A 24,368-nucleotide genomic window follows, 5' to 3' on the forward strand; every position below is an offset into this window, starting at 1 on the left:
CGCCACCACCGGCCGGGACGGCCCGGCCGCAGCCACACCGGCAGGGCTCAACGCCAGCCGTAGCCGGCCCGCAACGCCTGTCCGACCCGGTCGAAACGGCCCCGGTCCAGCACCGCGCCCTCCCGGCGGATGCCGTCCTCCCGCATGGTGAGCACCCGGTCCAGGCGGACCCAGCTGGGCCGGGCGTCGCGGTCCCACTCCCCCGGGCCCAACGCCAGCCAGTGCCGCTGACCGTCGCGCTCACTCTGGCTGGAGAGCATCAACCCGAACAGGGTGCGGCTGGACCGGCCGACCACCAGCACCGGACGGTCCTTGCCCTGCTTCGGGTCGTCCTCGTAGGGGACCCAGGTCCAGACGATCTCCCCCGGGTCGGCCTGCCCGTCCGGCTCGGGGGCGTACGACAGCTCCCGCCGTTGCAGGGCGCTGACCTGCCGCCGCCGCGCCACCTGCGCCGGGATCGCAGCCGGGGTGCCCCGCCGCGCGCCGACCACGCCGGTCACCCGGCCGAGCCGGGTCGCCACGTTCCTCAACAGACCTGCCACGGCGGGCAGCCTACCGCCGTCGCGCCCGGGTCACCCGCCGAGGGCGTCGACCTTGCGTAGCAGCACCGCCCGCTCCCGGACGTTGCGGCACAACCGGGCCGCGAACTCCAGCTCCGCCCGGGCCTCGGCGCTGCGGCCGAGCCGGGCGAGCAGCTCGCCCCGCACGCTGGGCAACAGGTGGGACCCGGCCAGTCGCCCCCCGGCGGCCACCTCGTCCACCAGGGACAACGCCTGCTGCGGGCCGTCGGCCATCGCCACGGCCACGGCCCGGTTCAGCTCGACGACCGGCGACGGCGCCACCCGGCCGAGCGCCTCGTAGAGCAGCACCACCCGGGCCCAGTCGGTGCGCTCCACCGAGGGGGCACCGGCGTGGCAGGCGGCGATCGACGCCTGCAGGCCGTACGGGCCGAGGCCTCGCCCCAGCGCCACCACCCGGCCGAGCGCCGCCGTCCCCCGCCGGATCGCCGACCGGTCCCACCGCCGCCGGTCCTGGTCCGCCAGCAGCACCGCCGCACCGTCGGCGTCGACCCGGGCCGGGAACCGGGCGGCGGTCAGCTCGCACAGGGCGAGCAGTCCGTGCACCTCCGGCTCGGCGGGCAGCAACGCGGCGAGCGTCCGGGCCAACCGGATCGCCTCGTACGCCAGGTCGGGGCGGAGCAGCTCGTCGCCGGCCGTCGCCGTCGACCCCTCGGTGAAGATCACATAGAGCACGCCCAGGACCCCGCCGAGGCGTTCCCGCCGCTGCGGCGGCTCGGGCAGGGCGAACGGCACCCGCGCGGCGGCGATCGTCTTCTTCGCCCGGGTGATCCGCGCCTGCACGGTGGGCACCGGCACCAGCAGCGCCCGGGCGATCTCCTCGCTGGACAGGCCACCGACCACCCGTAGCGTCAGCGCCAGCCGGGCCTCGGGGGCCAGCACCGGATGACACGCCACGAACATCAGCGCGAGGACGTCGTCGTCGACCCGGTCCGGGTCCCACGGCAGGTCCCCGTCCCCGGACGACGGTTCGGCGAGCTGGCCGGCGAGCACCGCGTACCGGTCGTCCAGCGCCGCCCGGCGGCGGAACGCGTCGACCGCCCGCCGCCGGGCGGCGGTGAGCAGCCAGCCCACCGGGTTCGCCGGCACCCCGTCGCGCGCCCAACCGACCAGCGCCTGCGCCACCGCCTCCTGGGCGACGTCCTCGGCGAGCGCGAAGTCGCCGGTGTAGCGGGCCAGCGCGCCGACGATCCGGGCCGACTCGATGCGCCAGAGCGTCTCGACGGCCCGCCGGGCGGCCTCGGCACCCGGCGGGTCGTCGGTGGGCACGGTGCTCAGAGCTGGCCGGTCCGCTCGCGCCACGCCCGCTCCCTGACGACGAACTCGTTGTCCTGCGGGAACTCGTCGATGCCCGGCACCCGCCGGACCTCGCACCTGCTGCCGCTGACCGCCGGCATCCGCCGGGCCCACTCGACGGCCTCCTCCTTCGACGCCACGTCGAGCAGGTAGAAGCCGCCGAACAGCTCCTTCGTCTCGCCGTACGGGCCGTCGGTGACGACCGGGGTCTCCCCGCTGTAGTCGACCACCACGCCCTGCGCCGGGTCCTCCAGGCCCTCGGCGGCCACCAGCACGCCCGCGCGGATCAACTCGTCGTTGAACCGTCCCATCGTCTCCAGCATCTCCTCGAAGGGGATCTTCATCATCGTCGCCAGGGACTCGTCGGTGTTCCGCATGATCAGCATGTACTTGGCCATCGTCGTCGCTCCTCGTCGTCGGGTCGCCGTTCGACCCGCTCACCCTCTGGTCGAACGGGAACCGGGCGGGATCGACACGACCGTCCGGTCAATTTTCGTCAGGCCGGCCGCCGGGCCAGCACCAGGGTGGTCCGCAGGTCGAGGGTGACGGTGCCGCCGAAGCCGTCGACGGCGGCACCGATCGCCGTGAGGACCCGCTCCCGCTGCCGCGGTGGGCGGCGCAGCTGCGGCGAGAAGGTGCCGACGAGACGCTGGTACTGCGCCGTGGTCAGCGGCACCGCCCGGCGGAACGCGGTCGACCGGACGTCGGTGAACAGTCCACTGCCGGTGATGTCGGCGTGGAACCAGTCCTCCGGCTGGTCGTGGTGCGGCACCGGGTCGACCGACTCGAACGCCGCCCGGATCGCCGCCGACTGGGCCGGGTCGACGTAGTCGTAGCGGTGGGCGAAGACGGCCAGGGTGCCGCCGGGGGTCAGCGCGTCGTGGGCCCGCCGGTTGCGGGTGGCCGGGTCGAGCCAGTGCCAGGCCAACGCGCACGACAACAGGGGCACGCCGGCCGGGGGCGGCGACCACTGCTCGAATCGGGCCACCACCACCTCGACGTCGGGGAACCGGGCGGCCAGCACCGCCGCCATCCGCGCGTCCGGCTCGACACAGGTCACCCGGGTCCGCCCCGGCGCGGCCCGGTCCACGTCGGTCCGGCCGGCGCCGACCGGGCCGGGGCGCGACGGTCCGGTCGATCCCGGCCCCACGACGCCCGGCCCCACGACGCCCGGCGCCGGCCGGGCCGGGCCGGCGGCGGCGGCAGCGAGGTCGCGCAGCAGCGAGGTGGCCAGGCCGGTGCCCGCGCCGACCTCGACCAGCCGGGTGGGTGGTCCGCCGTGATAGGCGAGGATGGTGGCGGCGAGGGCGGCCGGGTAGCCCGGCCGGATCTCGTCGTAGTCGCCCGCCACCTCACCGAAGAGCTCCGCCATGATCGCCATCGTCGCACCGCCGCCGCCCCGACGGTGCCCCGTCGAGGGAGGCCCATGACCGAACTGCCCCGGGACCTGCCGGTCATCGAACGCACCGCCGTCCGGCTGGTGGTCCGCGACCTCGACGGCCTGATCCTGCTGTTCCACACCCGCGACCCGGAACACCCCCGGCTGGGCACCTGGTGGGAGCTGCCCGGCGGGGGCGTCGACCCCGGCGAGACGTACCCCGAGACCGCCCTGCGCGAACTGCGGGAGGAGACCGGGTTCGTCGTCGCCGCCGCGCAGCTCGGCCCGCCCACCTGGCGGCGGCGGGCCAGTTTCATCCACCGCCGGTTGCGCCACGTCCAGGACGAGGTGGTGCTGACGGTACGCCTCGACGCCGCCGCCCCGGACATCGACGGCGCCGACCGGCTCGACTACGAGGTGGAGGACTACTTCGGGTTCCGCTGGTGGCCGCCCGACGAGATCGTCACCAGCACCGCCCGGTTCTATCCGGGCCGGCTGCCCGAGCTGCTCACCGGTTTCCTCGCCGGCGAGCAGATCGACGAACCGTTCGAACTGTGGTCCTGACCGGGGTGCCGCGGGCGCGAACGGTGGGCACAGTGGGGGCATGACGACGATCCCGTACACCCCACTGGCCCGGTACGCCGCCCGGCTGCACGCCGAACTCGGCGACCGGCACCACGTCGCCTCCCCGCTCGGTGCCTGGCTGCTGCTGGCGCTCGCCGCGCCGGCCGCCACCGGCGCGGTCCGGGCCGAGCTGGCCGAGGTGTTGGGCGTCGACGGGGAGGCCGCCGCGGCGACGGCCGCCGCCCTGTTGGACCACCCGCACCCGCTGGTGCCGTCGGCCACCGCGCTCTGGCACCGCCCCGGCGCGGACACCGGGAAGCTCGCCGGCTGGACCGACGGACTGCCCCGGGCCACCGCCAGCGGGCCGCTGCCCGACCAGGCGGGCCTGGACGCCTGGGCCCGCGAGCACACCCTGGGGCTGATCGACCGGTTCCCGCTGACCGTCTCCCCCCGGGTGCTGCTGGCGCTGGCCGGCGCCCTCGCCACCCGGATCTCCTGGGCCACCCCGTTCGACCTGGTGCCCGGCGCGATGCTCGGCCCGGGCGCGGCGGACCTGCCCGGCGACGAACGCCGACCGGGCACGGTACCCCGCCCCGACCAGGCGCACGGGCCGGCCGGGCCGGGGGGCGACGCCGGCCCCGGGCACCGGCCGGCCGGGCCGGCGGGGTCCGCCGACCGGGGTGCCCCGGACAGCGGGTGGGCCGGGCGGCTGGCCCGGGCGCTGCGCAGCCCGGAACACGGGCACCGGGTCTGGATCGCGGCGACCGGACCGGCCGGTGACGTCGCCGTACACGCCGCCGGCGCGGTGGAACGCGACGGGGCCGGGCTGCTGGTGCTCTCGGTGCTCGCCGACCCGGCGGTCCCCCCGGCCGACGTGCTCGCCGCCGGCTACGCGCTGGCCGGCGCGGCGGTGGACGGGGAACCGGGCCGGCGGTCGCTGTTCGACCTGCCGCTGGGAGTGGGACCGCTCGGGACGCTGCGCGAGGAATCGGTGCGCACCGCCGCCAGAGGCGGCCGGGAGGAACGCCACCGGGCGGTGCTGCCCTGCTGGTCGGCGCACGACGAACACGACCTGACCGCCCCCGGGTTGGGGTTCGCGGCGGTGGGGCGGGCGCTGGGTGGGCTGCTCGGCATCGACGTGGGCGTCGAGGCCCGACAGGCGACGGTTGCCCACTACGGCCGGTACGGCTTCGAGGCCGCCGCCGTGACCGGGGCGTTCGCCCTGACCAGCCTCCCACCGGAGGGGGTCCGGCGGACCGCCGAGCTGCGGTTCGGGCACCCGTACGCGGTGCTGGCGGTGGCCACCGACCACCGGGACGGGGAACCCGGGCCGTGGCACGGGCTGCCGGTCTTCTCCGCCTGGGTGGCCGAGCCCCGGGAACCGTCGGACACCGACCTCGTCGACCCGGTCGAGTCCTGGTGACCGGCGTCGACCGGCTCTGACCGGCGTCGGCGCTGCCGAGATCCGGCGGCGGCGACCAGGCCCGACCGCGACGTTCGTCCCCGAGGCGGCACCGTCCCCGGGGACCCGCCGCGGTCGGGGGTCCCGCGCTCGCGCGGGCACGACGGGTGTCGCCGTGCCCGCGCGGGTGTTCAGCCGGCTACCGACGCCGGTTCCGGGCGGGTCTTCGCCCGCTCGGCGAGCCGCCGCTGCCGCTCCTGCGCCCCGATCAGGTCGTCGGGAAGCGAGTCGGGCACCTCGATGTCGAAGCGGCGCAGCATCCGGATCGCGAACCCACCGAGCGTGATCAGCACCAGGGCCAACCCGAAGCAGACGTACGCGAAGCCGATGCCCCGACCCGGACCGGTGCCGATCACCGCGCCCACCGAACCGGCGAGCGTGCCGCCGTCGGCGAGCATCGGCTCGAACAGGGCCGTCGCGCCCGGGGCGAGCAGCGCGAAACCGATCGGCAGGGTCGACCAGGAGATCGTCTGGTTCAGGCTGAACACCCGGCCGTGGAACCGCTGCGGCACCTTGACCTGCACGATCGTGGCGTAGATCGACTGGGCGGTGGTCATCGCCATGGCCAGCCAGAACGCCCCGAAGGCGATCATGACGACGGAGGCGTCGAGGCCGATCAGCAGGCACCCGACGGCGGTGCCCAGGTTGCCGATCAGCACCCCGATCATGCGCCGCTGCCGGGGCCCACCCCACAGCGACATCAGCACCCCGCCGGCCACCGCGCCGATCGCCTCGGCCAGCGCCACCTGCGCCACCTGGGTGGCGGTGCCGAACGACAGCACCAGCGGGGTGGTGAGCACCAGCGCCGGGGCGAGGAAGACGTTGCCCAGCGCGAAGTAGCCGAGCATCAGCCGGAAACCCTTGTGCCGCCACGAGTAGCGCAGACCGTTGGCGATCGCCACCAGCAGCCGCTCCCGGGGCCGCCAGCCGAGCAGGTCGGGGAAGCGGACCACGGCCAGCGTCAGCACCGCCACCAGGTAGCTCGCCACGTCGATCAGCAGGATGCCCTTGAGGCCGATCGCGGCGAGCAGGCCGGCCGCGAAGACCGGCATCAGCAGCATCGCGAAACCGCTGGAGAGCTGGGTGATGCCCATCGCGTGCCCCAGGTAGCGCTTCGGCACCAGCTGCGGCACCGCCGACTGGAAGGCGATCCGTTGGAACGACCCGGCCACCTGACTCAACGCCACCAGCCCGTAGATGTGCCACAGGGCGAGGTTGTCGGTCCAGAGCAGGGCGGCCAGCACCAGCTGGATGGTGCCGGAGACGCAGCTGGCGATCATCATGATCCGTCGCCGGCTGATCCGGTCGGTGAGCGCGCCGGCCACCGGCAGCATCAGCACCCCGCAGATCAGCGCCAACGCCCACAACAGACCCAGGTCGGCCACCGAGCCGGTCCGGGTGAACAACCAGATCGGCAGGGCGAACGCGGTCAACGCCGAACCGGTGGTGGAGACCAGCTGCCCGGCGGTGACCGCGACGAACCGGGCCATGCTGGGCTTCACCACCGCCGGGGCGGGCCCGTCGGCGTCGCCGACACGCTGGTGGTCGGCGACCACCCAGCCGGCGTCCTCACCCCGGGCCGCCGGGCCGAGCGCCGTCACGTCCCCGGCCCGCACCGCCGGGTGCACCTGGGTGACGATCTCGGCCAGCTCGTCGGCCCGGTACTTGAGGAAGAAGTGGCCGGCCTGGTCGAGCACCACCAGACCGAGGGTGTCGCTGAGGAACTGCCACTCCGCGTACCGCTCGGCGTGGTAGTCGGTCACCGGGTCCTCGGAGCCGACCACCGAGACGATCGGCGCACGCAGCTTCTCCGCGCCCCGGTCGAGCAGCCCGGTGAAGTACTCCTCCGACGCGCGGGAGTCGGCCCGCATGTTGCTGATGATCCGGTCGGCCTGCTCCGGCTCCAGCTCGTCGGTGTCCACCCCCATGCTCTTGAGCCAGCTCGCGTAGTGCCGGTTGCTGCTGAGCTGCTCCAGCCGGTTGCGCAACGCCGCGAAGGCGCCCTTCGGGCGGGCGAACGGGAACATCGCCCCGATGTAGACCACCTCCAGCTCCCGGCCGGCGGCCTCCACCTTGCGGGCCACCTCGGCGACGATGGCGCTGCCCACCCCGCAGTGACCGTAGAGGGCCAACGGACCGTCGATCCGCTCCACGATCTCGGCGGCCACCCGGCTGGTCAGCTCGTCGAACGGTAGGGCGTCCTCGGTCAACCCGACGTCGTGGCCGGGGATGGCCAGCGACCACAGGGCGTGCCCGGCGGGCAACGCGTCGGCCAGCGGCTGGTAGACGATGGCGCTGCCGCCGCCGTACGGGACGCAGACGTAGCTGAGCACCCGCCTGCCGGCCGGGATCGGCTTGGTCAGCTCGTAGAGCAGCCGACGCGGGCCGGCCGCCTCGGCGTCACCGGTCATGAACGCGGCCAGTTCCCGGATGGTGCGCTGCTGGAACAGGTCCATCACGCCGACCGCCCGGCCGCCGTGCTCGGCCCGGCGGATCTTCGCCACCACCTGGGTGGCGAGCATCGAGTGCCCGCCCAGGTCGAAGAAGTCGTCGTCGATGCCGAGCGTCGGCACGCCCAGCACCTCCGACCAGATCCCGGCGAGCAGCCGTTCGGTGTCGTCGCGCGGCTCGACCAGGGCCACCGACGCCTCGCGGGTGACCACCGGCGCGGGCAACGCCTTGCGGTCGAGCTTGCCGTTCGGGGTCAGCGGCAACGCGTCCAGGGTGACGAACGCGGCCGGCACCATGTACTCCGGCAGCGTCTCCTTCAGCGCCGACTTCAGCGCGGCGTGCTCGGCCCCGCCCACCAGGTAGGCGGTGAGCCGCTTGTCGCCCGGGCTGTCCTCGCGGACGATCACCGCCGCCTCGGCCACCCCGGCCTGCTCGCGCAGGGCGCTCTCGATCTCGCCCAGCTCGATGCGCAGACCGCGCAGCTTGACCTGGTGGTCGATGCGGCCCAGGAACTCGATCACCCCGGCCGGTTCGGCCCCGGTCGTCGGCCCCGCCGGGTCGGGCACCCAGCGGGCCAGGTCACCGGTGCGGTACAGCCGGGCGCCCGGCTCACCGGAGAACGGGTCCGGCACGAAACGTTCGGCGGTCAGCGCCGGCCGCAGGTGGTAACCACGGGCCAGCCCCACCCCGCCGATGTGCAGCTCACCGGCCACCCCGACCGGGCACTCCCGACCGGCCGGGTCGAGCACGTGCAGCCGCAGGTTGGCGATGGGCCCACCGATCGGCACACCGGTCAACCCGGCCAGCAGCGCCGAGTCGCAGTGCCAGGCGCTGACGTCGATCGCCGCCTCGGTCGGGCCGTACAGGTTGTGCAGTGCGCAGTGCGGCAACCGGGCGGTGAAGTCGACCGCCGAGGCCAGCGGCAGCTCCTCACCGGAGCAGATCACCCGCCGCAGCGCGGTGGCCGCCTCCACCCCCTCCTCGGCCAGGAACACCGTCAGCATCGACGGGACGAAGTGGGCGGTGGTGACCCGCTCGGCCACCAGCACGTCACGCAGGTAACCGGCGTCCTTGTGACCGCCGGGCTTGGCCAGCACCAGCCGGGCCCCGGTCCGCAGCGGCCAGAAGAACTCCCACACCGACACGTCGAAGCTGGCCGGGGTCTTCTGCAACACCGCGTCGTCGGCGTCGAGCCGGTAGGTCTTCTGCATCCAGTCGAGCCGGTTGACGATGCCCCGGTGGGTGTTCGGCACCCCCTTCGGGCGACCCGTCGACCCCGACGTGTAGATCACGTACGCCAGGTGTTCCGGGCCGGCCAGCGGGGCCGGGTCGGTCTGCGGCTGGTCGGCCCAGAGGGTCGGGTCGTCCAGGGCCAGCACCGTCGCTTCGACGGTGGGCAGCACGTCGCGCAGCTGCTCCTGCACCAGCACCACCGGCGCGGCGGCGTCGGTCAGCATGAAGGCCAACCGGTCGGCCGGGTACTCCGGGTCCAGCGGCAGGTACGCCCCACCGGCCTTGAGCACCCCGAGCAGGCCGGCGACCAGCTCCACGGAGCGTTCCGCGCAGACCCCGACCAGGGTCTCCGGGCCGACGCCGGCCGCCCGCAGCCGGTGCGCCACCCGGTTCGCCGCGGCGTTGAGCTGCGCGTACGTCGTCGAGACACCCTCGATGGTGACGGCCACCGCGTCCGGGGTCGCCGCCGCTGCCGCCTCGATCGGGCCGTGCAGCGTCTCGGCGGCCGGGAAGCCGGCGGTGGTGTCGTTCCAGGACGCCAGCAACGCCCGCTCGTCGGCGGGGAGCAGGTCCAACGCCGAGACCGGCACGTCCGGGGTGGCCGCCACCGCGCGCAACAGGGCGCCCCAGCGGTCGGCCATCCGGTCCACGGTGGCCCGGTCGAACAGGTCGGTGTTGAAGACCAGCTTGCCCCAGAGCCCGTTGACGGTCTCCACGGCGTGCAGCTCGAAGTCGAACCGGGTGGCCCGCAGCTCCATCGGGGTCCAGTCGAACGTCACGTCGGTGGCGTCGGAGACCTCGGTGAACCGGCCCATCTCGTAGTTCTGCAACACGAACATGGCCTGGAACACCGGTGACCGGCTGACGTCGCGGGGCAGGCCCAGCTCGTGGACCACCCGCGCGAACGGCACCTCGGCGTGCTCGAAACCGTCGAGCACGCTGCGCCGGGTGCGTTCCAGCAGCTCGGAGAAGGTCGGGTCACCGCCCAACTCGGCCCGCAACGGCAGCATGTTGATGAACATGCCGACGAGGTCCTCCAGCTCCGGGGCGGACCGGCCGGCCACCGACGCGCCGACCGCGAAGTCCTCCTGGCCGGCGTGCCGGGCCAGGAAGACCTGGTAGGCGGCGAGCAGCGTCATGAACAGGGTGCCGCCGGCCGCCCGGGTGAGGGTGGTCAGCCGCTCGGTCTCCGCCGGGGTCAGCCGGAACTCGACGAAGTCGCCCCGGTAGGTCTGGGTGGCCGGGCGGGGCCGGTCCAGCGGCAGCTCCAGCGGGGTGATCCCGGCCAGCCGGGACTTCCACCAGTCCAGGTGCGACCGGGCCGCCGGGCCGGCCAGCTCCTGCGCCTCCCAGACGGCGAAGTCGCCGTACTGCACCGGCAGGGTGGGCAGCTCACCGCCCCGGTAGGCGGTGATCAGGTCGCGCAGCAGCACGTCGACCGACCAGCCGTCACCGACGATGTGGTGCTTGCTGAGGAACAGCACGTGGTCGTCGGCGGCCAGTCGGATCAGCAGCGCCCGCAGCAGCGGCCCGGCCGCCAGGTCGAACGGCGCGAGCGAGGCCGCCTCCACCAGCTCCCGCGCGGCCCGCTCGTCGGGGGCGTCGACCACCGTCAACGGCACCTCGACGGTGTCGGCGACCACCACGGTCGGCTTGCCGTCGGCGTCGGCGGGGAACCGGCTGCGCAGCGACTCGTGCCGGGCGGTCAGCGCGGCGAGGGCGGCGCGCAGCGCCGTGACGTCGAGCGGGCCACGCACCCGCAACGGCACCGCGATGTGGTACGCCGCCTCGCCCGGAGCGAGCTGGTCCATGAACCAGACCCGCTCCTGGGCGTACGACAGCGGCACCTCGACACCCTCGGGGCGCGGCGTGACGCGGGCGGCGGGGGTGGCCTGCCGTCGGCGTAACCGTTGGGCGATCAGTGCCGCCCGGGCGGCGTCCCGGGAATCCTTCAGGTCCGTCATGCGGAAGTGTCCTTATCCGCCGCCAACAGCGCGGCGACCTCGGTCTCGGAAAGGTCGTCCAGTTCGGCGGCGATCTGCGCCTCGATCTGGGCGGCCAGGTCGGCCACCACGGGGCTGCCGAACAGCGCCCGCATCGGCAGGTCGACGTCCACCTCGGCCCGGATCCGGGCCATCGCCCGCATGCCGCGCAGCGAGTTGCCGCCGAGGGCGAAGAAGTCGTCGAGCGCGCCGACCTTCTCCACCTGGAGGATGTCGGCGTACACCTCGGCGACCAGGGTCTCGGCGTCGGTGCGCGGCGGCACGTAGCCGTCGCCGGCCAAGGACTCCGGCGGGGCGGGCAGCGCCGCCCGGTCCAGCTTGCCGTTCGGGGTCAACGGCAACGCGTCGAGCCGGACGAACGCGGCCGGCACCAGGTGCGCCGGCAACTCCCGGGCCAGCTCGGCGGCGAGGTGCGCCTCCTCGGCGGTGCCGACGTGGTAACCGACCAGGGTCGGCTCCCCCGAGTCGGTGCGCACGGCCACCGCCGCCTCCCGGACCTCCGGGTGCTCCCGCATCGCCGCCTCGATCTCGCCCAGCTCGATGCGCATCCCGCGCACCTTCACCTGGTCGTCGCGGCGGCCCAGGTAGTCGAGGGTGCCGTCGGCCCGCCACCGGGCCAGGTCACCGGTGCGGTACATCCGCTGCCCCGGCGGGCCGTACGGGCAGGGCAGGAACCGTTCGGCGGTCAGGCCGGGCCGGCCCAGGTAGCCCCGGGCGAGCTGGTCACCGGCGACGTACAGCTCACCGACCACCCCCGGCGGGACCGGCTGCCCCGCGGCGTCGAGCAGGTACACCCGGCTGGTGGCGGTGGGCCGGCCGATCGACACCGGGCCGGCGGGCACCGGCTGCCCGGGGGCGAGCCGGGCGGCGACACAGCCGACGGTCGCCTCGGTGGGGCCGTACTCGTTGACCACCGCCACGTCCGGGTGCGTGGCCCGCCAGTCGGCGAGCTGCTCACCGGTGAGCGCCTCACCGCCGATCACCAGGTCGGTGGTGGGCGACAGCGCCTCCTCCAGCAGCGGCAGGTGGCTCGGGGTGACCTTGAGGAACGTCGGCCGCCCACCCGTCCGGGCCGCCGGGGAGTCGATCCCGGCCAGCCGGACGGTGCCCCCGGCGGTGAGCGGGCCGAGCAGCCCCGTCACCGTCAGGTCGAACGAGACCGGCGAGTGCAGCAGCGCGGTGCCGGACAGCCCCGGGTAGGTGTCCCGGGCCCAGGCCAGGTAGGCCGTGATCGCCCGGTGCTCCACCACCACACCCTTGGGCCGGCCGGTCGAACCGGAGGTGTAGAGCACGTAACCGGGGTGCTCCGGGCGCAAGGGCGCGACCCGGTCGGTGTCGGTGAGGTCGGTGTCGGTGAGGTCGGCCTCGCCCCGGGCCGGGTCGGCACCGGCCACACCGGCGTCGACGGGGGTCGGGTCGACGTCGAGCACCCCGTCGAGCAGCAGCGCGTCCGCCGGCACCAGGGGGGCGGTCTCCGCCACGGCCAGCACCAGCGCGGGTGCGGCGTCGGTGAGCAGGTAACCGATCCGGCCCGCCGGGTAACCGGTGTCCACCGGCACGTACGCGCCCCCGGCCTTGAGTACGGCGAGGATCGCCACCAGCAACTGCGGGCCGCGCGGCAGGGCCAGCGCCACCCGGGTCTCCGGGCCGACGCCCCGGCCCACCAGCACCCGGGCCAGCCGGTTCGCGGCGGCGTTGAGCCGGGCGTAGGTGAGGCTGACGTCGTCGCAGACCAGCGCGGTGGCGTCCGGGGTGGCCGCCACCTGCCGCTGCACCTCGTCGACCACGGTGGACGACGCACCGGCCACCCCGGTCCCCGCCCAGTCGCCGAGCACCAGGTCGCGTTCCGCGTCGGCGAGCAGCGGCAGCGCGGACACCGGCTGCTGCGGGTCGGTGACCGCCGCGTCGAGCAGCCGGACGTAACGGGCCACGACCGTCTCGGCGGTGGACCGGTCGAACAGGTCGGTGCGGTAGACCAGCCGGCTCTCCCCGGTGGTGATGTCGAAGGCCAGGTCGTCCTTGGTGGTGCCCAGCTGCACCAGGTCCAGCCCGGAACCGGGGATGAAGTTCAGCGCGGTCTGGAAGACCGGCTGCACCGACGGGTCCCGCTCCGGGGCGACCGCCTCGACGATCCGCTGGAACGGGGTCTGCCCGTGGTCGAGGGCGTCGACCATCGCGTCGCGGACCCGCCCCAGCAGGTCGACGAAGGACGGGTCACCGCCCACGTCGCAGCGCAACGCCACCGGGTTGACGAACATGCCGATCAGCGAGGTCAACTCGGCGGTGTCGCGGCCCGCGGTGGAGACCCCGACCACCACGTCGGTGTCGCCGGAGATCCGCGACAGCAGCGCCGCGAAACCCGCCAGCAGCACCATGTACGGGGTGGCCGCCGATCCGCCGGCCAGCCGGCCGACCCGGTCGAGCAGCCCGTCGGGCAGGTCGAAACGCACCTCGTCCCCGGCGAAGCCGAGCTGTGCCGGGCGGGGCCGGTCCAGCGGCAGGCCGGTGACCGCCGGTGCCCCGGCCAGGTGACCGGTCCAGAAGGCGAGCTGCCGCGCCAGTTCCGCGCCGGTGAGCTGGTCGCGCTGCCAGGCCGCGAAGTCGGCGTACTGGATGGGCAGCTCCGGCACGGCGGCCGGCGCACCGGTCGACGCGGCCTGCGCGAACGCGGCGATCTCGGCGTCGAACAGCACCGCCGAGTGGCTGTCGAAGACCGCGTGGTGCACCACCAGCAGCAGCGTCCACGCCTCACCGAGACGGACCAACCGGGCCCGCCACAGCGGCGGCGCGTCCAGCGGGATCGGCGTGCGGGCCAGCTCGACGCAGAGCGCCGCGTAGCGTTGCGCGCGTTCCTCCTCGGGCAGTTCCCGCAGGTCGTCGGTGGGCAGCCGGGTCGGCTGGTGCTCCCGCACCACCTGCACCAGGTTGCCGTCGTCGACCCGCAGGTAGGTCCGCAGCGCCTCGTGCCGGGCGACGACCTGGTCGAACACGCCGGTCACCGCGTCGACGTCCAGCCCCGCCGGGAACCGGCACGGCATCGAGACGTTGTAGACCGGCGACGCCGGGTCGAGCTGGTTGGCGATCCAGACCCGCTCCTGGGCGAACGAGGCGGGGAAGGTCCACTCGCGGGTCATGCCGTCTGCTCCCGTACCGAACGCGGACGCATGTCGGTCCAGACCTCGTCGACGTGGGCCAGGCATTCCTCGCGGCTGCCGGCGAAGCCCGCGTCGTGCCACCCGGCGGGCAGGTCGCGGTCGGCCGCCCAGATCGAGTACTGCTCCTCGTCGTTGCGCACGACCAGGAATCGGGTGTCGGCCATCAGTTCGCTCCAACGGTGTCGGGGGTGTGCGGTTCGGCCATCGCGACGGCGATCTTGCGGGGGCCGGTGAACGGCTCCCGCCCGTGCGCGGCGGTCATGTTGTCGACCACCAGCACGTCGTCGCGCTGGTAGTCGAAGCGGACGCTGGCCGCCCGGTACGCGGCCCGCAGGTGGTCCAGCACGTCGGCGGGGATCTCGCCGCCGTCGCCGTAGTAGGTGTTCGCCGGCAGCCCCTCGGGGCCGAACATCGCCAGCAGCCCCTCCTGGTAGTCCTTCGGCAGGGTGCTCAGGTGGAAGAAGGTGGCGTGGTTGAACCACCGCGGGGTGTCCGAGCCGGGCCGGTGGTGCACCACGTCCCGTACCGCCCGGGTCCGCAGCCCGTCCTTGCCCACCCACTCCAGCTCGATCCGGTTCGCCGCCGCGTACGCCTGCACCTGCGCCCGGTCGTCGGTGCCGAAGACGTCCTGCCAGCGGGTACCGAAGTCGGCGTGGAAGTTACGCACCAGCAGCCAGCGCCGACTGACGAACTCCTCGCGTACCGCCGGGTCGATCTCGGCGTACACCCGGCGCACGTCGGCCAGCGGGGTCGCGCCGAGGGTCTGCGGCGCGGTCAGGCAGTAGAAGAACAGCGTCAGCGGCCAACGCGCCTGGTAGGAGTTCTCGTTGTGCAGGAAGATCTCCTCGTCCGGCGGGTAGTCGGTCGAGGTGTAGACCTTCCCCTTGATGGCGTGCCGGGGCGAGGACCGCTCGGTGTAGGTCAGCGGCTCGCCGGAGAACGCCCGCACCACCGCGTCGAAGCCGTCCACCCCGCCCACGTCGAAGCCGCGGAACAGCAGCCCGCCGTGCGCGACGAGGTCGGCGCGCAGCTCGGCCCGGCGTCGGCCGATCAGCTCGGTCAGGGGTGTGCCGTCGTTCTCGACGACCACCGGCAGCGTGGCGATCGTGTCGCTCATGGCGTGGTCTCCTGTTTCTCGACGTCAGGCGCGGGGTAGCCGCGGGATGGCGGGGATGGTGGCCGGCGCGGCCGGTTCGTCGGCGGCGGCGGCCCGCAGCTGGGCGATGCGCTCGGCCAGGCCGGCCACGGTGGGGGTCTCGAAGAGGCTGCGCATCGGCAGCCGGACCCCGGTCGCCTTGCGCATCGCGGCGATCAGCTGCACCGCGACCAGCGAGTTGCCGCCGAGGGCGAAGAAGTCGTCGTCCACCCCGACCTCGGCCACCCCCAGCCCGTCCCGCCACACCCCGGCGATGGTGATCTCCAGTTCGGTACGCGGGGCCGCCGAGCCGCCCCCGGTCGCCGCCGGAGCGGTGGCCGACGGCTCCGGGTCCTGCTCCAGGCTGTCCGTGGTGACCCGGGAGGCCCGCCGCCGGATCTCCTCGACCGGGCGGGTGGCGATCACCACCTGCGCGCCGAGACCGGCGGTGAGGCTGCGCCGGAACGCCTCCGCGCCGTCGACCGGGCGGATGTCCTCGGTGAGCGCCCCGGCCGCCGGCTCGACCGGGCCCGCGTCGGCGGTGCCGGTCAACCCGCCGGTGACCGCGCCCTGGTCGACGCGGCGCAGCACGAAGTCGCCGATCGCGACGAGTTCCCGGCCCTCGGTGTCGGTCAGCGACAGGTCGGCGGCGACCACCTCGTCGGTGGCGCTGGCCCGGTGCCGCAGGTGGCTGTGGAACACCGCCGGCAGCGGCCCGCGCACCACGATCCGCCCGTACGACAGCGGCAGGTAGGTGCCGTCGCCCTGGCCCCGGCCGAACGCGGTGGCCACGTCCAGCAGCGCCGGGTGCAGCCCCCACGCCGGCAGGTCGGCCCGGACCGGCTCCGGGGCCTCGATCCGGGCCAGTTCCTCGCCGTCGCCGAGGCGGTGCTCGGCAAGCGACGCCCAGCGCGGGCCGAAGGTCAGCATGCTGGTACGGCCCCGACCGAACGAGGCGTCGTCGTCGACCCGTCGGCCGTCGACCACCGGCACCCGGGCCGCCGGGGCGGCCTCGACGACCCAGCCCGCCGACCCGCGCACATGGGTGCGGAGCTGGCCGGCGGCGAGGCTGCGGACGGCGAAGTCGACGCCCTCCTCGGCCGGGGTCAGCTCGACCCGGTACTGCGCGACGGTGCCCTCGGGCACCGCGAACGGCTCCAGGAACACCACGTCGCGCAGCTCCACCACGGCCTGCGGCGCGGGGGTGGGCACCCCGGCGGCCACCGCCGCCCGCACCGACTCCAGGTGGGCGGTGCCGGGCACCACCGGCACCCCGCCGATGCGGTGCTCGTCGAGCAGCCAGTGGGTGCCGGCGGAGACCAGCCCGTGCAGCACCGTCGACTCCGGGCCGGCCACCTTCGTGGTGAGCACCGGGTGGTCCACCGGCGTGGTGACGGTGTCCCGGCCGGCGGCCCGGAACGCGGCCGGCGCGGCGGTCTCCACCGCCATGCCGACCTCCGCCCAGCCACCCCAGTTCTGCGACAGCACGGGGGCCCGGAAACCGACGCCGGAGCGGGCGAACGCGTCGAGGAAGGCGTTCGCCGCGCAGTAGTCGACCTGGCCGAAGCCGCCGATCACCGAGGTGATCGAGGAGCACAGCGCCACGAAGTCCAGCGGCAGGTCACCGAAGACCTCGGCCAGGGCGAGGGTGCCGGTGAGCTTAGGGGCGAGCACCCGCTCCGCCTCGGCCCGCTCCTTCACCTCGGCCATGCCGCCGCCGGGCAGGCCGGCGGCGTGCACGATGCCGTCCAGCCCACCGAACTCGGCCTCCACGGTGGCCCGGACCCGACGCAGGTCGGCCGGGTCGGTGACGTCGGCGGCGAGCACCCGTACCGTCGCGCCGGCCGCCTCCATCCGGCGGATCGCCGCGATGGCCCGGCCGGCCCGGTCCGCGCCGCCGTGCACCGCCAGGTGGTCGTCCCACCGCTCACGCGGCGGCAGCCCGGACCGGGCCAGCAGCACCAGCTTCACCCCGGCCCGCCGGGCGAAGTCCCCGGCGAGGGTGACGCCGATGCCACCCAGGCCACCGGTGACCAGGTACCGGCCGCCGTCGCGCAGCGCCCCCGGCTCGCCCTCGGCGGCCACGGTGACCTGCTCGTATCCGGTCACCCAGCGGCGGGTGCCGCGCAACGTCAGCTCCGCCCGCTGCGGGTCCACCGGGCGGCGCAGTTCGGCGGCGAGCGTCTCGACCCCGGCGTCGGCCGGGTCGGCGTCGACCAGGCGTACGGCCAGGCCGGGCAGTTCGGCCGGCAGCACCCGGGCCAGACCGGCGAGGGTGGCGTGCTCGGGCCGGACCAGGTCGGCACCGGTGACGTCGCCGACGCCCGCGGTGACCAGGTCGAGGGTGAGCGGCTGCTCCCCGGCGGTCGCCCCCGCCCCGGCGAGCGCCTGCACCAGGTGCAGGGCGTCGAAGAAGCCACGCTGCTGGGCGTCCCAGGCGGCCGTCGCGTCGAGCCCGGCCGGCGGGCCGTCCAGGGCGAAGGCGTGCACCAACCGGTCCGGCACCCCGCCTGCGGTCAACGCCGCGACCAGCGCGTCGTGGTCCTCGCGGTGGCCGGGGCGCAGCCGGTACCCGTCGTCGGACGCCGCGAACGCCGCGCCGGGGCGTACCACGACCGGGTCGTCACCGGCGGTCCGCAACGCGGCGACCAGGGCGTCGGCGCGCGGACCGGCGGCGAACACCAGGCAGCGGCCCGCCGGCACGGTCGCCGGGTCGGCGGCGGCCTGCCGCCACACCGGCACCGCGAACCACTGCGGCAGCGCACGCGGACCGGTCTCCGCCGGCACGTCGGCCACCGCCACCACCGGGTCCGGGTCGACCCAGTAACGCCGGCGCTCGAACGGGTACGTCGGCAGCGGCACCCGCCGGGCGGCCGGGTCGGCGTCGAGGCGCACCCCGACCCCGGCGCACCACAGCGCGGCGGCGCTGGTGAGCAGGGCGGCCAGGTCACCGGCCGGCTCACCGGGGCCGGGCAGGCTGCCCAGCGGGGTCAACGCCCGCTGCTGCGGGGAACCCTTGGCGACCTGCATCCGGGCCAGGTTGGCCAGTTGCCGGCCCGGCCCGCACTCCAGCAGCGCCCAGGTGCCCGCCCCGAGCAGGGTCGCCACGCAGTCGCCGAAGCGCACCGGCTGACGCAGGTGCGCCGCCCAGTACGCCGGGTCGGTGGCCTGCTCGGCGGTGATCCAGGTGCCCGTCACATTGGACAGGAACGGGATGGCCGGCGCGCGCAGCGGCACCGTCGCCATCAACGCGGTGAACTCCGCCAGGATGGGGTCCATCATCGGCGAGTGGAACGCGTGCGAGGTGCGCAGCTGCTTGCTCTTGTTCTTGCCGCCGAGGCTGTCGGCGAACGCGGCGACGGCGGTGCTCTCGCCGGCCACCACACAGGTGCCGGGGCCGTTGACGGTGGCGATGGCCAGCCCCTCGGGCAGCCGGGCGGCGACCTGCGCCTCGTCGAGCGAGACGGCCAGCATCGCCCCGGCCGGCATCGACTGCATCAGCCGACCCCGGGCGGCGACCACCCGCAGCGCGTCGGGCAGGCTCAGCACCCCGGCGACGGTGGCGGCGACGTACTCGCCGATCGAGTGGCCGATCATCGCCGCCGGGCGGACCCCGGCCCGCTGCCAGAGCAGCGCCAAGGCGTACTCGACGACGAACAGGGCCGGCTGGGTGTAACGGGTCTCGGTGAGCTTCTCCGCCGCCTGCGGGTCGCGGCCCAGGATCAGCTCCCGCACGTCCAGGCCCAGCTCCGGGTGGAGCAGGGCGGCACACTCGTCGACGGTGGCGGCGAAGGCCGGCTCCTCGGCGTAGAGCTGCGCGCCCATCCCGGCGTACTGGGCACCCTGCCCGGAGAAGAGGAACGCGGTGCGGGGCGCGGCACCGTCGACCACCCCGGACTGGCGGCGGCGCGGGGTACGCAGCGCGGTCACCGCCTCGGGCAGGTCGGTGGCGACCACGGCCACCCGGTGCGGGTACTCCTGCCGGCCCACCCGCAGCGTGTGCGCCACGTCGGCCAGCAGCTCCGGCCCGCCGTCGGTGGTCGCCGCCAGGTGGTCGGCGAGCCGCGCCACGGCGGTGTCCAGGGCCGACGCCGTCTTCGCCGACACGTGCAGCAGCTGCGCCGGCCGGACCCGCCGGTCCGTCCGGTACGCCGCCGGCGCCTCCTCGAGCACCACGTGCGCGTTGGTGCCACCGATGCCGAACGAGCTGACCCCGGCCCGCCGTGGCCCGCCGTCGGTGTCCCACTTGGTCAGGGTGTTCGCCACGTAGAACGGGGTGTCGGCGAAGTCGATGCCCGGGTTGGGCGTCTCGTAGTTGATCGTCGGCGGGATCAGCCCGTGTTCCATCGCCAACACCGTCTTGATCACGCTGACGATGCCGGACGGCTGGCTGAGGTGCCCGATGTTGGACTTGACCGAGCCGATGCCGCACCAGCCCCGCTCGTCGGTGTCCCGGGTGAACACCGCCGACAGCGCGGCCACCTCGATCGGGTCCCCCAGCGCGGTGCCGGTGCCGTGCGCCTCGACGTAGCTGATGGTGCGCGGGTCGATCCCGGCCATCCCGACCGCCTGGGCGATCGCCTCGACCTGCCCGTCGACGCTGGGGGCGGTGAAGCCGACCTTCCCGGCGCCGTCGTTGTTGATGGCGTTGCCCAGCACCACCGCGCGGATCGCGTCGCCGTCGGCGATCGCGTCGGAGAGCCGCTTGAGCAGGGTCACCCCGACACCGCTGCCCCAGACCGTGCCGTTGGCCCCGGCGTCGAACGGGCGGCACCGGCCGTCGGGCGAGGTGAAACCGTCCATACCCAGGTAGCCGACGTGCGGCAGCTCCACGTTGACGCCACCGGCCAACGCCATGTCGCACTCGTGGTTGCGCAGCGCCTCGCAGGCCAGGTGGAAGGCGACCAGCGAGGTGGAGCAGGCGGTGTGCACGGTCAGGCTCGGCCCCCGCAGGTCCAACCGGTACGACACGTTGGTCGCCACGTAGTTGGGCGAGTTGCCGGTGGCCAGCGAGACCGCCCCGTGCGGGTTGCCGCCGACCCGCTTGTTGCGCAGCACGTACCGGTGCAGGTAGGTGTTGCCGCCGGTGCCGGCGTACACGCCGACCGCCCCGGGGTAGCGGGCCGGGTCGTAGCCGGCGTCCTGCAACGCGGTGTAGCAGCTCTCCAGGAACAGCCGGTGCTGCGGGTCGGTCACCTCCGCCTCGCGGCTGGTCATCCCGAACAGCCCGGCGTCGAAGGTGTCGTACCCGTCGATCAGCGGGGCCCGGTTCACCCAGCCCGGGTCGTCGACCTCGTCGGTGCTCGCGCCCCGGGCGAGCTGCTCGTCGCGGCTCAGCTCGGTGACCGACTCGACGCCGTCGACCAGGTTGCGCCAGAACTCGCCGACGTCGGCGGCACCCGGCAGCCGGGCGGCGAGCCCGACGATGGCGATGGGTTCGATGCCGTCATCGGAGGGCGGCGCGGTGTCGATCTCGTTCTGCATCGGGGTAGTCCTTTGTCGCAAGGTGCCGCCCGCAGGCGGTGGGGAGGAATGCGGCGTCACGGCTGGTGCGGTCGGCGAGGCGGTGGGGTACGACGGGTCCGGCCACGCCGGGCGGCGGCGCGCAGCGCGGCGCGGGCCAGCTCGGGTCGGTCGGCGGCCCCGTCGAGGCTGGCGGCGAGCGCCCGGACGGTGGGGTGCCGGAACAGGTCGAGCATGGTGATCGACCGGCCGGTCGCGGCGGTCAGCCGGGCGTGCACCGCGGCCAGGGCCAGGGAGTGTCCGCCGATGTCGAAGAAGTTGTCGGCGACCCCGACCCGGTCGCGGTCCAGCACCTCCCGCCAGATGCCGGCGATCAGCTCCTCGGTCTCGGTCAGCTCGTCCGGACCGGTCGGCACCGGCGCGACCGGGGCCGGTGCGGTGGCGGCCACCGTCATCGCGCCGAGCGCCGCCACCCGTACGGTGGGCCGGGGCAGTGCCACGGCGACCGTGTCGGCCGGGCTGTGCGGGTCGGTGGCGAGCGCGCCGACCAGGTCGACCAGGTCGGCCAGGAGCGCGTCGATCCGGTCGGCGTCGAACAGGTCCGGGTTGTAGACGACGTCCACCCCGCACCGGCCGTCGCGCTGCACCACGTAGACGGTGACGTCGAACGGGGAGCCGGGCTTGGGCACCGGGACCACCTCGCCGGTCAGGCCGGTCAGCGCCAGCCAGGGCGGGGCGAAGTTGAGCACGTTGAACAGCACCTGCACCAGCGGGGCCCGGGAGGTGTCCCGCCCCACCCCGAGGGTCTCGACGAGCTTCTCCAGCGGTGCGCCCGGGTGGGCGGTCGCCTCGTGCAGCTCGGCGGCGCACCGGTCGACCAGTTCACCGAAACCCACCCCGCCGGTCGCGCCCGGGCCGTCGGCCCGGCCGGTGCGCAGCCGCACCGGGACGGTGTCGATGAAGAAGCCGACCACGTCGTCGAAGGCGGCCAGCCGGCGGTCGGCGACGATCGCCCCGACCACGTGGTCGTCGCCGCCGGTGAGCCGGCGCAGCAGCTCGGCGAAGCCGGCCAGCAGCACCGCCGCGACGGTGCTGCCGCGCCGCTCGGCCAGATCCCGCACCGCCCGGTCGGCGGTGGCGGTCAGGGTCACCGCCGCCTCCGCCCCGGCGTACGTCTGCACCGCCGGGCGGGGGCGGTCGCGGGGCAGGTCCAGCACGGTCGGCACGCCCCGCAGGTGCTCCGTCCACCAGGTGAGGTCGGCGGGGCCCTGCCGGCGGTCCCGCGCGTCGCGCCACACCGCGTAGTCGGCGTACGAGGCGGACAGCGGCGGCAGGGCCGGCGACGCACCGGCGACGGCCTGCGCGTACCCGGTGGCCAGGTCGGCGTAGAGGACCGCCTCGGACCAGCCGTCGAAGACCGCGTGGTGCATGGTCATCGCCAGCACGTGCTCGTCGGGGCCGAGCCGGTAGACGGTCACCTGCCAGGGCGGCCCGGTGGCCAGGTCGAAGGCGTGCGCGGCGCCGGCGGCGAGCATCCCGGCCAGCTCGGTCCCGGCGTCGGCGCGACCGGTCAGGTCGACCACCGGCACCGCCACGTCGGTCGGTTCCTCGCACACCGCGTAGGGCACCCCGGCGTTCTGCGGGATGCGCCAGCGCAGCACGTCGTGCCGGGTGGCCACGGCCCGCAGCGCCGCCCCGAGCGCCACCGTGTCCAGCGGACCACGCAACCGGTGCGCGACCGCGATGTTGTAGGGGGCGCTGGAGGGGGCGAGCTGGTCGACGAACCACAGTCGGCGCTGCGGCGGGGACAACGTCGGCGGGTTGCCGGTGGTCAGCCCGTCGGCGTCGGCGGGCGCGGCGGCCCTCAGCCGGGCGGCCAACGCGGCCGGGGTGCGCCCGGCCAGCACGTCCCGGGTGTCGACGTGCCGGCCCAGCTCGGCGCGCAACGCCGCGACCAGCCGCATCGCGGCGACGGAGTTGCCACCGGCGGCGAGGAAGTCGGTGTCCGGGGCGGGTGCCGCGCCGAGCAGCCGGGTCCAGACCCGCCGCACGACCCGCTCGACCGGGTCGGTCGGCTCGTCGGTCGGCCCGTCGGCGGGGACGACGGTCAGGGCGGCGTCGGCCAGCGCCCGCAGCGCCGGCCGGTCCAGCTTGCCGGTGATGGCGCTGACCGGCAGGTCGTCGCGGCGCAGCAGCCGCGCCGGCAGCATCGCGGCGGTCAACCGCCCCCCGGCGTACGCCCGGACGGTGTCGTCGTCGGGCGCGGTGGCCGGGGTGAGGAACGCGACGAGTTCGGTCCCGGCCGGGCCGGGCACCGCCTCCACGGCCACCCGGTCGACGCCGGGCACCCCGGCGAGCACGGCCTCCACCTCGCCCAACTCGATGCGCTGGCCCCGGATCTTGACCTGCCGGTCGGCCCGGCCGAGGTAGACGATCCGCCCGTCCCCGGCCTGCCGGACCAGGTCGCCGGTGCGGTAGAGCCGCTCGCCGGGCAGCCCGGAGAACGGGTCGGGGACGAACCGGTCGGCGGTCAGGCCGGGCCGGTTGAGGTAGCCGTCGGCCAGCCCCGGCCCGCCGATCAGCAGCTCACCGGTCTGCCCCGGCGGCACCGCCCGCAGCGCGTCGTCCACCACGTACGCCCGGTGGTTGGGCAGGGGCAGCCCGATCGGCACCGGGTCGGTGTCGGCGGCGGTCAGCTCACCGCTGACCGCCAGCACGGTGGTCTCGGTGGGGCCGTAGCCGTTGAGCAGCAGTCGGCCCGGCGCCCAGCGGGCAGCCAGCTCGGCGGGGACGGCCTCGCCGCCGCACAGCACCGTCCGCCAGCCGGGCACCCGGGCCGGGTCCAGCATGGACAGCACGGTCGGGGTGATGAAACCCCAGTTCACGTCGTGGGCGACGATGAACCGGGCCAGCCGGTCCGGGTCGGAGCGGTCGTCCACGCCGAGCAGCTGCACGCTGCCGCCGAGCAGCAGCGGGACGAACAGGTCGATGCTGGCCGCGTCGAAGCCGAGCGAGGCGATGCCGAGGCTGCGCACCCCGGCGTCGGCGGCGCTGAGCGCGGCGCAGCCGGTGACGAACTCCACCACGTTGCGGTGGGTGGTCAGCACCCCCTTGGGCCGGCCGGTGGAACCCGAGGTGAACAGCACGTACGCCGGGTCGCCGGCCCGCGCCGGGCAGGGTGCCGACGGGGCCGGGCCGGTGGCGGTGACCACCTCGACGCCGGGGGTGCCGGCGAACTCGACCGCCGCCGCGTCCCCCACCACCAGCGTCACCCCGGCGTCGGCGGCGATCTCCCGCAGCCGCTGCCGGGGGCCACCGGGCTCCAACGGCACGTAGCAGCCCCCGGCGAGCAGCACGCCCAGCACGTCGACCACCAGGTCGGGCCGGCGGTGGGCGCAGATCCCCACCCGGGTCTGCCGGCCCACCCCCCGGGCCCGCAGCGCGGCGGCCAGGCCCGCCGCCCGACCGACCAGCTCCCGGTAGGTGAGCCGGTCGTCCCACTGGCGCACCGCCACCGCGTCCGGGCAGCGGGCCGCCCGTTCGGCGATCAGCTCGGCCAGCGTCCCGTCCGGCCAGGGCAGTGTTTCCCCGGTGACGGCACTGATGGACAGGATGTCGGTCACGTCGCTCCCCGTACGGTTGCTGGTGCG

Annotated in this window: 12 protein-coding genes; 2 read left to right on the forward strand and 10 right to left on the reverse strand. The window is 75.1% G+C overall.

Annotated features, from left to right (window positions below):
* Positions 1-47: 47 nt before the first annotated feature.
* The 4 genes from JQN83_RS07900 to JQN83_RS07915 form a co-directional block, all read right to left on the reverse strand.
* On the reverse strand, positions 48-542 hold the full coding sequence (locus JQN83_RS07900) for a type II toxin-antitoxin system PemK/MazF family toxin (protein ID WP_208566372.1): 495 nt from the start codon (positions 540-542) through the stop codon (positions 48-50).
* Between the two features lie 30 nt (positions 543-572).
* The gene (locus JQN83_RS07905; RefSeq protein ID WP_372443985.1) at positions 573-1,880 is read right to left on the reverse strand and encodes an RNA polymerase sigma factor; all 1,308 of its coding nucleotides are present in this window, start codon (positions 1,878-1,880) and stop codon (positions 573-575) included.
* A complete protein-coding gene (locus JQN83_RS07910) occupies positions 1,853-2,272 on the reverse strand; it encodes a YciI family protein (protein ID WP_208566373.1) in 420 nt (139 codons plus the stop codon). The genes JQN83_RS07905 and JQN83_RS07910 overlap by 28 nt, the downstream gene beginning before the upstream one ends.
* Before the next feature lie 98 nt (positions 2,273-2,370).
* Positions 2,371-3,246, reverse strand: coding sequence for a class I SAM-dependent methyltransferase (locus JQN83_RS07915; protein ID WP_208566374.1), 876 nt, complete (start codon positions 3,244-3,246; stop codon positions 2,371-2,373).
* A 54-nt stretch (positions 3,247-3,300) separates the two neighbouring features.
* Between JQN83_RS07915 and JQN83_RS07920 the strand changes: the two genes are divergently transcribed.
* Together JQN83_RS07920 and JQN83_RS07925 are read left to right on the forward strand one after the other, a co-directional pair.
* The gene (locus tag JQN83_RS07920; protein ID WP_208566375.1) at positions 3,301-3,816 is read left to right on the forward strand and encodes an NUDIX hydrolase; all 516 of its coding nucleotides are present in this window, start codon (positions 3,301-3,303) and stop codon (positions 3,814-3,816) included.
* Between the two features lie 40 nt (positions 3,817-3,856).
* Positions 3,857-5,239 carry a hypothetical protein gene (locus tag JQN83_RS07925; RefSeq protein ID WP_208566376.1) on the forward strand — a complete coding sequence of 461 codons (1,383 nt, stop codon included), beginning with the start codon at positions 3,857-3,859 and terminating at the stop codon, positions 5,237-5,239.
* A 170-nt stretch (positions 5,240-5,409) separates the two neighbouring features.
* Here the strand turns inward: JQN83_RS07925 and JQN83_RS07930 are convergent, their stop codons facing one another.
* Genes JQN83_RS07930 through JQN83_RS07955 form a run of 6 tightly spaced genes read right to left on the reverse strand, consistent with a single transcriptional unit; the run spans position 5,410 to position 24,341 of the window.
* A complete protein-coding gene (locus JQN83_RS07930; protein ID WP_208566377.1) occupies positions 5,410-10,926 on the reverse strand; it encodes a non-ribosomal peptide synthetase/MFS transporter in 5,517 nt (1,838 codons plus the stop codon).
* Positions 10,923-14,099 (reverse strand): non-ribosomal peptide synthetase, encoded by a 3,177-nt coding sequence (locus JQN83_RS07935; protein ID WP_208566378.1) that lies wholly within the window; start codon positions 14,097-14,099, stop codon positions 10,923-10,925. Before JQN83_RS07935 ends, JQN83_RS07930 begins: the two co-directional genes overlap by 4 nt.
* The gene (locus JQN83_RS07940; protein WP_208566379.1) at positions 14,096-14,284 is read right to left on the reverse strand and encodes an MbtH family protein; all 189 of its coding nucleotides are present in this window, start codon (positions 14,282-14,284) and stop codon (positions 14,096-14,098) included. Before JQN83_RS07940 ends, JQN83_RS07935 begins: the two co-directional genes overlap by 4 nt.
* Positions 14,284-15,237 (reverse strand): TauD/TfdA family dioxygenase, encoded by a 954-nt coding sequence (locus tag JQN83_RS07945; RefSeq protein ID WP_208566380.1) that lies wholly within the window; start codon positions 15,235-15,237, stop codon positions 14,284-14,286. The genes JQN83_RS07940 and JQN83_RS07945 overlap by 1 nt, the downstream gene beginning before the upstream one ends.
* A 24-nt stretch (positions 15,238-15,261) precedes the next feature.
* The gene (locus tag JQN83_RS07950) at positions 15,262-20,739 is read right to left on the reverse strand and encodes a type I polyketide synthase (RefSeq protein WP_208566381.1); all 5,478 of its coding nucleotides are present in this window, start codon (positions 20,737-20,739) and stop codon (positions 15,262-15,264) included.
* 56 nt (positions 20,740-20,795) lie between these two features.
* Entirely contained in the window at positions 20,796-24,341 is a 3,546-nt protein-coding gene (locus JQN83_RS07955) for a non-ribosomal peptide synthetase (protein WP_208566382.1), read from the reverse strand.
* Positions 24,342-24,368 lie beyond the last annotated feature (27 nt).

The sequence above is a fragment of the Micromonospora antibiotica genome, from assembly GCF_017599305.1.
GTDB lineage: Bacteria > Actinomycetota > Actinomycetes > Mycobacteriales > Micromonosporaceae > Micromonospora > Micromonospora antibiotica.

Bases quoted from the DNA above. Each gene is read 5' to 3' on its own strand.
- JQN83_RS07935 (WP_208566378.1), bottom strand. From the start codon at position 14,099: ATGACCCGCGAGTGGACCTTCCCCGCCTCGTTCGCCCAGGAGCGGGTC.
- JQN83_RS07945 (WP_208566380.1), bottom strand. From the start codon at position 15,237: ATGAGCGACACGATCGCCACGCTGCCGGTGGTCGTCGAGAACGACGGC.
- JQN83_RS07910 (WP_208566373.1), bottom strand. From the start codon at position 2,272: ATGGCCAAGTACATGCTGATCATGCGGAACACCGACGAGTCCCTGGCG.
- JQN83_RS07950 (WP_208566381.1), bottom strand. From the start codon at position 20,739: ATGCAGAACGAGATCGACACCGCGCCGCCCTCCGATGACGGCATCGAA.
- JQN83_RS07915 (WP_208566374.1), bottom strand. From the start codon at position 3,246: ATGGCGGAGCTCTTCGGTGAGGTGGCGGGCGACTACGACGAGATCCGG.
- JQN83_RS07920 (WP_208566375.1), top strand. From the start codon at position 3,301: ATGACCGAACTGCCCCGGGACCTGCCGGTCATCGAACGCACCGCCGTC.
- JQN83_RS07925 (WP_208566376.1), top strand. From the start codon at position 3,857: ATGACGACGATCCCGTACACCCCACTGGCCCGGTACGCCGCCCGGCTG.
- JQN83_RS07940 (WP_208566379.1), bottom strand. From the start codon at position 14,284: ATGGCCGACACCCGATTCCTGGTCGTGCGCAACGACGAGGAGCAGTAC.
- JQN83_RS07930 (WP_208566377.1), bottom strand. From the start codon at position 10,926: ATGACGGACCTGAAGGATTCCCGGGACGCCGCCCGGGCGGCACTGATC.